This window comes from Mesorhizobium sp. M8A.F.Ca.ET.181.01.1.1 (assembly GCF_004792025.1).
In the GTDB taxonomy this organism is placed as follows: domain Bacteria; phylum Pseudomonadota; class Alphaproteobacteria; order Rhizobiales; family Rhizobiaceae; genus Mesorhizobium.
The window spans coordinates 506788-519680 of record NZ_SRTV01000004.1; the positions used below are offsets into that span (position 1 = coordinate 506788).

The following is a 12893-nucleotide window of genomic DNA, read 5'->3' on the forward strand; positions in this document are numbered from 1 at the left end:
GGAATAATGGACTTCAGTACGCATGGCCCTAGTCGACGAAACCAGCATTGACGAAGCGGGCTTCCGCATGTCGGAAGCGACGGCGGGCGATTTCTTCGCACTCCTGAAGCCGCGCGTCATGTCGCTGGTGGTGTTCACCGCCTTTGTCGGGCTGGTCGCCGCACCGGTGACCATCAATCCGCTGCTGGCGGTGATAGCCATCCTGGCAATTGCGATCGGGGCTGGCGCCTCCGGTGCCCTCAACATGTGGTACGACGCCGACATCGACGCGGTAATGACCAGGACCGCCAGCCGCCCGGTCCCGTCGGGCCGTATCCAGCCGCACGAGGCGCTCAGCTTCGGCCTGGTGCTTTCGGTCCTGTCGGTGATGACGCTCGGCGTGCTGGTCAACTGGCTGGCCGCCACGCTGCTGGCCTTCACCATCTTCTTCTATGCCGTCGTGTACACGATATGGCTGAAACGCTCGACGCCGCAGAACATCGTCATCGGCGGTGCCGCGGGCGCCATTCCTCCGGTGATCGGCTGGGCTGCGGTGACCGGGTCGGTCAGTTTCGAAAGCATCATCCTGTTCCTAATCATTTTCCTTTGGACGCCGCCGCATTTCTGGGCGCTTGCGCTGTTCAAGTCCGAGGACTATGGCCGCGCCGGCATCCCGATGATGCCGAACGTCGCAGGTCATGCATCGACCCGTCGTCAGATTTTCGCCTATGCATTGGTGCTGGCCCCAGTTGGCGTGCTGCCCTGGCTGCTCGGCTACACGACGCCATTCTATGGCGTGGCCGCTCTGCTGCTGGGCGCTGGTTTCGTCTGGTATGCCTGGAAAGTGCTTGGCATGGCCGACGATGACCGCGCCATGAAGCCGGCCAAGGCCCTGTTCGCCTATTCGCTGCTCTATCTCTTCGCCATCTTCGCCGCCTATCTGGCCGACAGTGTCGTCGAACGCGCGCTTGCCATGGGTGGGGCATGACCATGGTCGAGAAAGAACTCGAGACGGTCACCCTGACCGAGCGCCAGAAGAAGGCCCAGCGCAGCCGTTCCATTGCGATTGGCGTGGCGCTGGCTCTGCTGGTCGTGATTTTCTACATCGCGACGATCGTGAAGTTCGGCCACAATTTGTCGGGCAAGATGTGATGAGCGCCGAGACGCCCAGAAAGACGGCGGGCAAGACCAGCAACCGCGTCGTCGCGGCTGTCTGCCTCGCCTTCTTCACCGGCATGATCGGCATGGCCTATGCAGCCGTGCCGCTGTACAAGATGTTCTGCCAGGCGACTGGTTATGGCGGCACGACGCAGCGTGTCGAGAAGCAGTATGCCGGCCGCGTGCTTGACCGCGAGATCACCGTCCGCTTCGATGCCAACATTGCCGGCGTGCCGTGGGAGTTCCAGCCGGTCCAGCGCTCGATGACCATGAAGATCGGCGAGACCGTGCAGGCACATTATCAGGCCACCAACAAGTTCGATCGCCCCGTCACCGGCCGCGCCACGTTCAACGTGCAGCCGGAACTGGCGGGCCCTTACTTCAACAAGGTCGAATGCTTCTGCTTCACCGATACGACGCTGAAGCCCGGCGAGACGCTGGACATGCCGGTCCTGTTCTATGTGGATCCCGACATCGTGAACGTGCCGGAACTGAAGGACATCAAGACGATCACGCTGTCCTATACGATGTTCCCGGTCGAGAAGAACAAGCCGGTCGCCTCCTCGGAGCCGGCCAAGGGCAATAGCAAGACAGTTTCAGATACCGAAGGAAATCTCGGGGGTTGATATGGCAGACGCGCACGCAAAACCACACCATGACTACCATCTCGTCGACCCGAGCCCGTGGCCTTTCCTGGGATCGGTCGGGGCGCTTGTCACCGCTTTTGGCGGTGTCTGCCTCATGGAATACCTGAAGGGCGGTTCCTTCCCGATCTTCGGCTTCAACATTGCCAATCCTTGGCTGTTCTTCATCGGCATCGTGATCGTGCTGTACACCATGTTCGCCTGGTGGTCGGACACGATCAAGGAAGCGCATGAGGGCCACCACACGCGCGTCGTGTCGCTGCACCTGCGCTACGGCATGATCATGTTCATCGCCTCGGAGGTGATGTTTTTCGTCGCCTGGTTCTGGGCCTATTTCGATGCCAGTCTTTTTGCCGGTGAGGTGCAGAACTACGCGCGCCACACGTTTACCGGTGGTGTCTGGCCGCCGAAGGGCATGGAGGTTCTCGATCCCTTCCACCTGCCGCTTTACAACACCGTCATCCTGCTGCTGTCGGGCACCACGGTCACCTGGGCGCATCACTCGCTCATCCATGGCGACCGCAAGGGGCTGGTCAACGGCCTCGTGCTGACCGTCGGCCTCGGCATGCTGTTCACCATGGTGCAGGCCTACGAGTACATGCACGCGCCGTTCGGCTTCAAGGATTCCATCTACGGCGCCACCTTCTTCATGGCGACCGGCTTCCATGGCTTCCATGTCATCATCGGCACCATCTTCCTGCTGGTCTGCCTGATCCGCGCGATGAAGGGCGACTTCACCCCCAAGCAGCATTTCGGCTTCGAGGCGGCCGCCTGGTACTGGCACTTCGTCGACGTGGTCTGGCTGTTCCTGTTCGCCTCGATCTACGTCTGGGGATCGGTCGGCGCGGTGATCGAGGGCCACTGATCCAGCCTTTGGGATTTCGATTTGGGGAAGGCGGTCGCGGCAACGTGGCCGCCTTCTTCTTTTCGGCGCTATGATTGTCGTGGTGGGGCTGGCTGCTTCAATTGGTCGACTGGACCGACGGCTGCATTGCGGTTACGGACTCCGACATGGACGAAATCTGGGCAATGGTGGCCGATGGGACGCCGATCGATGTCGAGCAATGACCATGAATGAAGACAACCATGAGTGAAGATAGGGCGATCTGGCCTCCGATCGATCCGATTTCGGCCGGCCTGCACGGCCGTTGCCCGCGCTGCGGCGAGGGGCGGCTGTTTTCCGGCTTCCTCACCGTCGGCAAGCGCTGCGTCAATTGCGGCCTCGACTATTCCTACGCCGATGCCGGCGACGGGCCGGCGGTGTTCGTCATCCTGATCATCGGCTTCATCATCGTCGGGCTGGCGCTCTGGGTTGAAGTGACGCTGAGCCCGCCGCTCTGGCTGCATCTGCTGATATGGATCCCGCTCGCCCTGGTGCTGTGCCTGACGGCGCTTCGCTTGATCAAGGGCGTGCTGCTCACCCTGCAATACCGCAACAAAGCGGCCGAGGGTCGGCTGGATCGCGGCGAATGAGCGAAGCTTCCGCCAAGGCCGGCGGCCGTTCGCGGCCGAGATCGGCGCTGTTGATCGCCCTTGGCCTTGTGCTGTTCTTCATCCTGCTGGCGCTCGGCACCTGGCAGGTCCAGCGCCTGCACTGGAAGGAAGGCCTGCTGCAGACCATCGACCAGCGCACCCATTCGGCGCCGTTGCCGCTGGCAGAGGTCGAGAAGGAATTCGCCTCGACCGGCGACGTCGACTACACGCCGGTCACGGTCACCGGCACTTTCCTGCATCCCGGCGAACGGCACTTCTACGCGACCTGGGAAGGGGATGCCGGCTTCAACGTCTACACGCCGCTGGCCCTCGACGATGGCCGTTTCGTTCTGATCAACCGTGGCTTTGTGCCCTACGACCTCAAGGATGCCGCCAAGCGTGCCAAGGGACAGCCAACGGGCAAGGTCACGGTCACCGGGCTTGCTCGCAACCCGCTGTCGGCAAAGCCCTCGATGATGCTTCCCGACAATGACGTGGCCAAGAACATCTTCTACTGGAAGGACCGCGACGTCATGGCCGCGAGCGCCGGCCTGCCGGCTGGGTTCAAGCTGGTGCCGATCTTCATCGATGCCGACAAGACGCCTAACCCCGGCGGCCTGCCGGTCGGAGGCGTCACCATCATCGACCTGCCGAACAGCCATCTGCAATATGCTGTCACCTGGTACGGGCTCGCCGCCGCGCTTGCCGCCATACTCGTCCTGCGGCTTCGCCGGCCCGCGAAAGAGGACTGAACGCGAGCGACGCCCCCTTTCTACACAGACCCTTGACAGGGCGGGGGTGGGCACCTCATTTCGGCGCTGACGAACCGGCAGGATTTAATGCTTCACACAACCGCCAAGCCTCCTCTGACGATCCGGCTCTGCCAGCCGCGCGGTTTTTGCGCGGGCGTCGACCGTGCCATCCAGATTGTCGTGCTGGCACTGAAGAAATATGGCGCGCCGGTCTATGTCCGCCACGAGATCGTGCACAACCGCTACGTCGTCGAGGGGTTGCAAAGCCTTGGCGCCGTGTTCATCGAGGAACTTTCCGAAATCCCGGCCGAACATCGGCAGTCGCCCGTCGTCTTTTCGGCGCACGGCGTGCCCAAGTCGGTGCCGGCGGACGCGCAGGCGCGCAACCTGTTCTATCTCGATGCAACCTGTCCGCTGGTCTCCAAGGTCCACAAACAGGCGATGCGGCATCAGCGGCTTGGCCGCCACGTTCTGCTGATCGGCCATGCCGGGCACCCCGAGGTGATCGGCACCATGGGACAGTTGCCGGAAGGCGCGGTAACGCTGATCGAGACCGAGGCCGATGCCGCCCGGCTTGTGCCGGCCGATCCCGAGGCACTCGGTTTCGTCACCCAGACAACGCTCTCGGTCGAGGATACTGCCGGTATCATCCGCGCGCTGCAGGAACGCTTTCCGGACCTGCAGGCGCCGGCGGCGGAATCGATCTGCTATGCCACCACCAACCGCCAGGAAGCGGTAAAGGACACGGCCCCCGGTGCTGACCTCTATCTGATCGTCGGCGCTCCCAATTCCTCGAATTCGCGCCGCCTCGTCGAAGTTGCCGAACGCGCCGGCGCCGCCATGTCGCTTCTCGTGCAGCGCGCCGCCGAAATTCCGTGGAATGACATCGGCAGCATTTCGACGCTTGGCCTGTCGGCGGGAGCATCGGCGCCGGAGATCATCGTCGACGAGATCATCGACGCGTTCCGTCAGCGTTTCGATGTGACCATCGACCTGGCCATCACGGCCACCGAAACAGAGGATTTTCCGGTCATGCGGGTATTGCGCGATGTCGAACTGACGCCGGCCGACATGGCCTTCGTCAACGGGGCCGCGTGAACGGCCATGGCGGTGTACACCGACGTTGCGGAGGGCGAACTCGGCGCTTTCCTGAAGCACTATCCGGTCGGCGACCTCCTGTCCTATAAGGGCATCGCCGAAGGTACCGAGAATTCGAACTTCCTGCTGCACACCTCCAGCGGTTCCTACATCCTGACGCTCTATGAAAAGCGGGTCGAGAAGGCGGACCTGCCGTTTTTCCTTGGGCTGATGGGCCACCTCGCCAACAAGGGGGTGTCCTGCCCGTTGCCGGTTACCGCGCATGACGGCAGCGTCATCGGCACGCTGGCCGGCCGGCCGGCGGTCATCATCACCTTCCTCGAAGGGCTTTCGCTGCGGCGACCGGCCGCGACCCATTGCGCCGAGGTTGGCAAGGCGCTGGCCGCGCTGCATCTGGCCGGCGCCGATTTCTCTATGACCCGCCCCAACGCGCTCGCCATCGACGGCTGGCGCAAGCTTTGGGACGCGGCCCGCGCCCGCGCCGACGAAGTCGAGCCGGGACTGGCGGCCGAGGTCGATGCCGACTTCGCCGATTTCGAACAGAACTGGCCCAAGGGGCTCCCCAAGGGCATAATCCACGCCGATCTTTTCCCGGACAATGTCTTTTTCCTGGGCGAAAAGCTTTCGGGTCTGATCGATTTCTATTTCGCTTGTGACGATCTCTACGCCTACGATGTCGCCACCTGTCTCAATGCCTGGTGCTTCGAGAAGGATTTTTCCTTCAACCTTACCAAGGGCAAGGCATTGCTTGCCGGTTATCAGAGCGTGCGCCCGCTGAGCGCGGAGGAGAAGGCGGCGCTACCGATGCTGGCGCGCGGCTCGGCGCTGCGCTTCATGCTGACCCGGCTTTACGACTGGCTGACCGTCCCCGATGGCGGGCTCGTCATGAAACGCGACCCGACCGAATACATCAGAAGGATGCGGTTCCATCGGGCGATCAGATCTCCTTCGGAATATGGATTGGCCGAATATGGGGCATCATGAGCAAGCAGGTTGAAATCTTTACCGATGGCGCCTGTTCCGGCAATCCCGGCCCCGGCGGCTGGGGCGCCATCCTGCGCTTCAACGGCGCCACCAAGGAACTCTCCGGCGGCGAGGCCGAGACGACCAACAACCGCATGGAATTGCTGGCGGCCATTTCGGCGCTGAACGCGTTGAAGGAGCCTTGCACGGTCGAGCTTCATACCGACAGCAAATACGTCATGGACGGCATTTCCAAATGGATCCATGGCTGGAAGAAGAACGGCTGGAAGACCGCCGACAAGAAGCCGGTCAAGAACGGCGAGTTGTGGCAGGCGCTGGACGAGGCCAACCGACGCCACAAGGTCACCTGGAACTGGGTGAAGGGCCATGCCGGCCACACCGAGAACGAGCGTGCCGACGAACTGGCACGGGAAGGCATGGCGCCGTTCAAGAAGGGGCCTTTCAGGCCGGCAGTGCTGGCGCCAAAGCCTGATGGCCAGGCAGAGCAGCCGCTGGCTTCGAAGCCGCGTCGTTCTACGCAGAGCTATTGAGCTTCTGTTCGAGGGGGCTGACCGGCCGGAGAGTTTCTGTCATGTCGATCGCCTACTACATCACCCATCCTCAGGTTCAGATCGACGCCACCATTCCGGTACCGGATTGGGGTCTGTCCGACATCGGCCGCGCCAGGGCGCATGCAATGCTGGACCAGCCGTGGATCGCATCGATCGCGCGTGTGGTGTCATCGGGCGAACGCAAGGCCGTTGAAACCGCCGAGGTGCTCGGGCGGCACCTCGACCTTGCGGTGCAGGTGAGGGAGCGGATGCATGAGAACGACCGGTCGGCGACGGGTTTCCTGCCGCCTCCTGAGTTCGAGGCGGTCGCCGACCGTTTCTTCGCCAATCCGCACGAAAGCATTCGTGGCTGGGAGCGAGCCATCGACGCGCAGCAGCGCATTGTGAGCGAGGTCGAGGCCGTGCTTGATGCCGGCGGCGCCGGAGATATCGCCTTTGTCGGACATGGCGGTGTCGGCACGCTCCTGCTGGTGTCGCTGAGCGACAGCCGGATCAGCCGCGACGCGGATCAGCCGGCGGGCGGCGGCAACTATTTCGCCTACGATATCGGCGCCCGCCGCCTCATCCATGGATGGCGGCCGATCGACAGGGTAGAACAGCCCCTGAATCCTTAGCGGATCAGCAGCGCCGTTCCCCAAAGACCGAGTGCGAACACGGTGTGCGAGACCAGGTTGAGGGCGCGGATTAGCATCGGATTAGGCCGCTTTGACGCCGCCCAGCCGGCGCCCATGCCTGGCGCCAGCAGGAACCAGCCGGCGCCGATGGTGACGATGCCGAGGATGAAGGCCGGCAGGAAGGTCGGGGCCGCCAACCAGCCCGCGCCCGCCAGCACCACCAGGATGATGCCGTAGACAATGCCGACGAAGTAATGGAAAGCCCAGCCCAGCGCCTTCTCATGGGCGTAGGGCGTGGCATCGCCAATATCGTCGTGAAACACCTTGTGACGCAGATGCCAGACCCAGCGCCCGACCGGCCCCCAGTTTGGCCGTGGTTGGCCGAACGCCTTGTGCAGGAAGAAGGCCCAGATATCCATCAGGACAGTGGCGCCGACGCCGATCGCGATAGCGCGCCAGATGATGTCAAACATCGTTGGAATTCCCCCCGAAAGCCGGCAGTTCTGGAGCGCAGCCGCTTGTTAGGCGAGGCCAGCCGTTGCGACCCCCGCCTGACCGGCCGTCGAAGCTCAGAGCTGGCCGAGAATATGAGCCGCGCCGGACTCGTCGACGCCGGGTTTGGTCTCGACATTGAGCGCGGTGACCTTGCCGTCGTCGATAATCATCGAAAACCGCTTCGAGCGCAGGCCCATGCCGCCACCGGAGTAGTCCGCGTCAAGACCGACCGCCTTGGCGAAATCGCCATTGCCGTCGGCGAGGAACAGGATCTTGCCTTCGCCGCCGGTGAAGCGCGCCCAGGCGCCCATGACATGGACGTCGTTGACCGAAACGACCGCGATGGTGTCGACGCCGCGCGCCAGGATCGCGTCATGGTTCTCGAGATAGCCGGGCAGATGGTTGTTGCTGCAGGTCGGCGTGAAGGCGCCGGGAACGCCGAACAGCACCACTTTCTTGCCCGGGAAAATCTCGGCCGACGTGATCGCCTTGGCGCCGTCGGCGGTCATGGTCTTGAAGGTCGCCTCGGGCAGCTTGTCGCCAACGGAGATGGTCATGAGTTCCTCGCTTGGGGATTGGGGAAGGACGGTGCTTGGGTAGCGAACTCGGCGGCTTCCTGCAACCGTTCGGGCAAGCTGGATCAAGGGAAAGGCAGCAGCCCTTCGACCGCGCCCGCCGAACTCGTCAGCGTGTAATGAAGCCCGCCGTCCGTCGGCGTCGTCGAGGGGCGATCGAGGATCGGCACGGTGAAGATCAACTTGCCGTCCTTTTCCGCACGGGAAGGGGTGCCGAACATATAGTCGCGCTCGCCGGCGACGAAGAAATCCGCCGCCTGCGGATCGCCAGGAAAACTCGCCTCGACAACCAGCGTCTCGTGATTGCCCGGCAGCACGTTGATGCCAAAGTCGGGTTTTGCAGCCGCCGGCAATGCCGTGAAACTCGCCTTTACCAATGCCGTGTCGTCGGCATTGTCGGGATCGGCAGCGGGGTCGACGCTCAGCCGTGTCTGCACGGGGATGCAGATGGTTTCGCAAATGCCGAGAAAGACGTCGGCATCGATGACGGCCGGCTGGTTCGGCGTCGACAGCGTGAACGTCACCGGCAGCGAAACCGGATAGTTGTAGCCGGCCCATTTGCCATAGCCATCGTCGTGACGCTGCGGCGCGGGAAACGACAGTGTCGCATCGCCGATATTGGTGCTGGCCGAAATGTCGAGCTGCGGCGGCACGCCGGCGTCACCCGGGTCGCGCCAATAGGTCTTCCAGCCGGGTTTGAGGGCTATGTCGAGGACACCTCGGATGCGGCCGGCGTCGTCCGGCTTGCCTGATGTCACCAGCCGTACCTTGCCGCCTTCGCTGTTGTACCAGGCGGATGAGGAGGCGGTGGCGGGAAGGGCGGTTGCCAATCCGATGGCGGCGCCGAGCAACAGGATTTTCAAGCTTTGCATGGCGGTGATTTGATCGTCCGTTCGTGGCCGCGCAATGATTTCATGGCCGTACTGATATCATATTTGCGTGACCTTTGCGGGCAAGCCAAGACCGGCCCCGCAATATGGGCTTTGGTCGAATCCGGTACGGCGCATCTTTTCGGCGCCCGGGAAACGCGTTACCCTCCCTGGAATGGATTTGTTGCGCCACAAGAAGACAGCCGCCCGCCGTGGCTTTCTCGACGATCAGTTCCTGATTGCCATGCCTGGCATGAAGGACGACCGTTTCACGCGCTCGGTCATCTACATCTGCGCGCACAGCGATGAAGGCGCGATGGGCCTGATCATCAATCAGACGCAGCAGATGCTGTTTCCGGACCTTCTGGTGCAGCTCGGCATCATGAACGAGCAGGAGGCGATCCGCCTGCCGGCGCAGGCGCGCGATTTCGTCGTGCGCAATGGCGGGCCTGTCGACCGCAGCCGGGGCTTCGTCCTGCATTCGGGTGACTACCGCGTGGAATCCTCGCTCACCGTTTCCGACGACATCTGCCTGACCGCGACGGTTGACATATTGCGCGCGATATCGTCGGGGCGCGGGCCGCGTCGTGCGCTGATGGCGCTGGGCTATTCCGGCTGGGGCGCCGGCCAACTGGAGACCGAGATCGCCGAGAATGGCTGGCTGACCTGCCCGGCAACACCGGAATTGCTGTTCGACGCCGATATCGAGCGTAAATACGACCGGATCCTTGCCTCGATCGGCATCGATCTCGCGCATCTCAGCCTCGCCGCCGGCCACGCGTAACATATCGGGCCGACGCCCAAGGCCTCTAGGCCTGCGTCAGCGGATACTGCTCCTTCAGCGTCTTCAGCACCTGGTCGCCCGGCATCGGCGCGCCGAACATGAAGCTCTGCACATATTCGCAGCCCATCTGGCGCAGCTCCAGCGCATCGCGCTCGTCGGAGATGCCCTCGGCGACGACAGACAGGCCGAGCTCATGCGCCATGTTGACCATGGATTTGAGCAGCACGGCGCGCTTGGGCGTGCTGTCGTCGACGAAGCTCTTGTCGATCTTGATGGTGTCGAAGGGGAACCGCGTCAGATAGGCGAGCGATGAATAGCCGGTGCCGAAATCGTCCAGCGACAGGCCAATGCCGAGCTGTTTCAGCTTGGTCAGCACATGAGCCGTCTGTTCGGGATTGTCCATGACCAGGGACTCGGTGAGTTCGAGCCGGAAGCAGCGCGGCTTCAAATTGGCGCGTGCGATCACGGAACGCACATCGCTGACCAGGTCGCGGCGGATGAGCTGGCGGCTGGACAGGTTGACCGAGACCGACAGCGGTGCGTCGCCGATCTGCTTTTGCCATCCCGCGAGATCCTCGGCCGCCTGCTGCATGGCGAACAGGCCAAGCTGCACGATCAGCCCACAGCTTTCGGCGACCGGGATGAAATCGGCCGGCGGGATCATGCCGCGGCGTGGATGGTCCCAGCGCAGCAACGCTTCGAAGCCGGCGACACTGCCGTCCTCGAGCCGCACGATCGGCTGGTAGGCAAGCGTGAATTCGCGCCGCTCGATGGCGCGCCGCAGGTCGGATTCGAACTGCAAGCGGTCGGTACCGACGGTGCGGAATGCAGGGCGGAATGGCTCGATCCTGTCGCCGCCGAAGCGCTTGGCCTGATGCATGGCGAGCTCGGCGTCCTTGACCATGTCCTCGGCCGAGGTCTGCGCCGAGGTCCAGGTGATCAGCCCGATCGAGGCGGTCAGCACGATCTCGCGCTTGGCAAAGGTGATCGGGTTGTTGATCGCGTGCTTGATGGCATCGGCCACGCCGGCGATACGGGCGGGATCCTGCTCGGACAGCAGCATCAGGGCGAACTGGTCGCCGGCGAAGCGCGACAGCGAATCCTTCGGCTTCAACAGCCGGTGCAGGCGGCGCGCGATGGTGAGCAGGATGGTGTCGCCGGCCGAGATGCCGAGCCCGTCATTGACCTGCTTGAAGCGGTCGATGTCGATGACGAAGACGGTCGGACGCACCTTCTCTTCGGTACGGGCGATCGAGATGATCGCCTCCAGCCGGTTCATGAACAATTCGCGGTTCGGCAGGCCGGTCAGGTTGTCATGCACGGCGTCGTGCAGCAGCCTTTCCTCGGATTTCTTCTGTTCGGTGACGTCGACCATGGTGCCGACGCAGCGGATCACCTCGCCGTCCGACCCGATGACCGGGCGCGCGCGCAGGGCAAACCAGTGATAGTGCCCGTCGGCGCCGCGCAGGCGGAAATTCTGCGCCACCTTGCCGCGGCGATGTTCCAGAACGACGTCGAGCGTCGTGCGGAACGTGTCGCGGTCATCGGCGTGCAGCACCGGCAGCCAGTTGCGCGCGGCACCGCCCAGGCTGTTGGGAGCAAGGCCGAGCTGGATGCTGACATCGGGTTTGGTCACCACGCGGTCGCGCAGCACGTCCCAGTCCCACACCGTATCGCCCGACCCCGCGACGGCCAGCGCCTGTCGCTCGAGGTCGGAGAACAGCCCCTGATGCAGCGCACCGCCTGCAAAGGCATGCTGCATGACGGTGAAGCCGATCAAGAGGATGATCAGGATCAGCCCGCCGCCAAGTGCTGGCTGGGCGATGTCGTTGTCGAGCATGCCGGTGATCGCCATCCACGACCCGCATAGCCATAACAGCACCATGACCCAACTGGGCACCAGCATGATGGCGCGGTCATAACCACGAATGCCGAGGAAGATGATCAGGCCGAGCCCGGTCAGCGCCGTGGCGGCAAACGAGATGCGGGCGATGCCGGCGGCGACCGCCGGATCGACGATGGCGACGCCGGCGATCAGCAGCAGGCCTAGAATCCAGACCAGGGCGCCATAACTGAAATGGCCGTGCCACCGATTGAGGTTGAGATAGGCGAACAGGAAGACCACGAAGGTCGCCGCCAGCGCCACCTCCGTTCCGGCTCGCCACATCTGCTCGTTGCCGGGCGAAATCTCGATGACCTTGTTGAGGAAGCCGAAATCGACGCAGATATAGGCAAGCACCGCCCAGGCGAGGGCTGCCGTCGCCGGGAACATCGACGTTCCCTTGACGACGAACAGGATGGTCAGGAACAGCGCCAGAAGGCCGGCAATGCCGATGACGATGCCGCGAAACAGCGTGTAGGAATTGACCGAGTCCTTGTAGGATTCCGGATCCCAGAGGTAGACCTGCGGCAGCTTCGGCGAGGCAAGCTCGGCGATGAAGGTGATCACCGTGCCGGGGTTCAGCGTCACCCGGAACACGTCGGCATCGGGGCTGGTCTGGCGGTCGAGTGCGAAGCCTTCGCTGGGCGTGATGGCGGCGATGCGCGTCGAGCCGAGATCCGGCCAGAAGATGCCGGAATTGACCAGCCGGAAATGCGGCGCGACGATCAGCCTGTCGAGCTGCTGGTCGGTGGTGTTGGCGAGCGCGAACACCGCCCAGTCGCCGGTCGAGCGGGCGTCGTTGGCTTCGACCTCGATGCGCCGCACGATGCCGTCCGGCCCGGGCGCGGTCGACACCTGGAAGTTCTCACCCTGATTGCGGTAGATCTCGACGGCGCGCGAAAGGTCGAGCGCGACATCGTCGCGGGCAATCTTGATGGGTTCTACGGCAAAGGCCGACGAAGCCGCGCACAGCGTCAGCATCGTCGCCAGCAGAAAGGCGAACAGCGGTCCGTTTCGCAGGAAATTCGTCAAAAA

Annotated in this window: 15 protein-coding genes and 1 pseudogene; 12 read left to right on the plus strand and 4 right to left on the minus strand. The window is 63.3% G+C overall.

Annotated features, from left to right (window positions below):
• The first annotated feature begins 22 nt into the window (after nucleotides 1-22).
• From EN824_RS18240 to EN824_RS18285, 11 genes and pseudogenes are all read left to right on the plus strand, one after another.
• Entirely contained in the window at nucleotides 23-967 is a 945-nt protein-coding gene (locus EN824_RS18240; protein ID WP_127279328.1) for a heme o synthase, read from the plus strand.
• Nucleotides 964-1131: a hypothetical protein gene (locus tag EN824_RS18245; RefSeq protein WP_189522194.1), complete on the plus strand. Its 168-nt coding sequence runs from the start codon at nucleotides 964-966 to the stop codon at nucleotides 1129-1131. The genes EN824_RS18240 and EN824_RS18245 overlap by 4 nt, the downstream gene beginning before the upstream one ends.
• Nucleotides 1131-1763, plus strand: coding sequence for a cytochrome c oxidase assembly protein (locus EN824_RS18250; RefSeq protein ID WP_127279329.1), 633 nt, complete (start codon nucleotides 1131-1133; stop codon nucleotides 1761-1763). The genes EN824_RS18245 and EN824_RS18250 overlap by 1 nt, the downstream gene beginning before the upstream one ends.
• A gap of 1 nt (nucleotide 1764) precedes the next feature.
• Nucleotides 1765-2646, plus strand: a complete 882-nt coding sequence (locus EN824_RS18255; protein WP_127279330.1) for a cytochrome c oxidase subunit 3 — start codon at nucleotides 1765-1767, stop codon at nucleotides 2644-2646.
• Nucleotides 2647-2726: 80 nt separating this feature from the next.
• Nucleotides 2727-2849, plus strand: a pseudogene (locus tag EN824_RS36660) (L,D-transpeptidase family protein); the annotation flags it as partial.
• Nucleotides 2850-2867: 18 nt separating this feature from the next.
• Complete coding sequence (locus tag EN824_RS18260) at nucleotides 2868-3254, plus strand: DUF983 domain-containing protein (protein WP_027142361.1); 387 nt, start codon at nucleotides 2868-2870, stop codon at nucleotides 3252-3254.
• Nucleotides 3251-4006: an SURF1 family protein gene (locus EN824_RS18265; RefSeq protein ID WP_167531498.1), complete on the plus strand. Its 756-nt coding sequence runs from the start codon at nucleotides 3251-3253 to the stop codon at nucleotides 4004-4006. Before EN824_RS18260 ends, EN824_RS18265 begins: the two co-directional genes overlap by 4 nt.
• An 87-nt stretch (nucleotides 4007-4093) precedes the next feature.
• Nucleotides 4094-5104, plus strand: coding sequence for a 4-hydroxy-3-methylbut-2-enyl diphosphate reductase (gene ispH, locus EN824_RS18270; RefSeq protein WP_127873120.1), 1011 nt, complete (start codon nucleotides 4094-4096; stop codon nucleotides 5102-5104).
• Nucleotides 5105-5110: 6 nt separating this feature from the next.
• Nucleotides 5111-6088, plus strand: coding sequence for a homoserine kinase (locus tag EN824_RS18275; protein ID WP_127280539.1), 978 nt, complete (start codon nucleotides 5111-5113; stop codon nucleotides 6086-6088).
• The gene (rnhA, locus tag EN824_RS18280; protein ID WP_127280540.1) at nucleotides 6085-6618 is read left to right on the plus strand and encodes a ribonuclease HI; all 534 of its coding nucleotides are present in this window, start codon (nucleotides 6085-6087) and stop codon (nucleotides 6616-6618) included. The genes EN824_RS18275 and rnhA overlap by 4 nt, the downstream gene beginning before the upstream one ends.
• 41 nt (nucleotides 6619-6659) lie before the next feature.
• Nucleotides 6660-7253, plus strand: a complete 594-nt coding sequence (locus EN824_RS18285) for a histidine phosphatase family protein (protein ID WP_127280541.1) — start codon at nucleotides 6660-6662, stop codon at nucleotides 7251-7253.
• Here the strand turns inward: EN824_RS18285 and EN824_RS18290 are convergent.
• The 3 genes from EN824_RS18290 to EN824_RS18300 all read right to left on the minus strand — a co-directional run bounded on the left by EN824_RS18290 (nucleotide 7250) and on the right by EN824_RS18300 (nucleotide 9195).
• Nucleotides 7250-7726, minus strand: a complete 477-nt coding sequence (locus EN824_RS18290) for a DUF2938 domain-containing protein (protein WP_127280542.1) — start codon at nucleotides 7724-7726, stop codon at nucleotides 7250-7252. The genes EN824_RS18285 and EN824_RS18290 overlap by 4 nt on opposite strands.
• Nucleotides 7727-7822: 96 nt before the next feature.
• On the minus strand, nucleotides 7823-8305 hold the full coding sequence (locus EN824_RS18295) for a peroxiredoxin (RefSeq protein ID WP_135881522.1): 483 nt from the start codon (nucleotides 8303-8305) through the stop codon (nucleotides 7823-7825).
• An 83-nt stretch (nucleotides 8306-8388) separates the two neighbouring features.
• Complete coding sequence (locus tag EN824_RS18300; protein WP_127873123.1) at nucleotides 8389-9195, minus strand: protein-disulfide reductase DsbD domain-containing protein; 807 nt, start codon at nucleotides 9193-9195, stop codon at nucleotides 8389-8391.
• Between the two features lie 172 nt (nucleotides 9196-9367).
• On the opposite strand from EN824_RS18300, the gene EN824_RS18305 reads away from it, so the two are divergent.
• Complete coding sequence (locus EN824_RS18305; protein WP_127281136.1) at nucleotides 9368-9976, plus strand: YqgE/AlgH family protein; 609 nt, start codon at nucleotides 9368-9370, stop codon at nucleotides 9974-9976.
• Nucleotides 9977-10001: 25 nt separating this feature from the next.
• Here EN824_RS18305 and EN824_RS18310 read toward each other — a convergent pair whose 3' ends face one another.
• On the minus strand, nucleotides 10002-12890 hold the full coding sequence (locus EN824_RS18310) for an EAL domain-containing protein (RefSeq protein ID WP_127873126.1): 2889 nt from the start codon (nucleotides 12888-12890) through the stop codon (nucleotides 10002-10004).
• Nucleotides 12891-12893 lie beyond the last annotated feature (3 nt).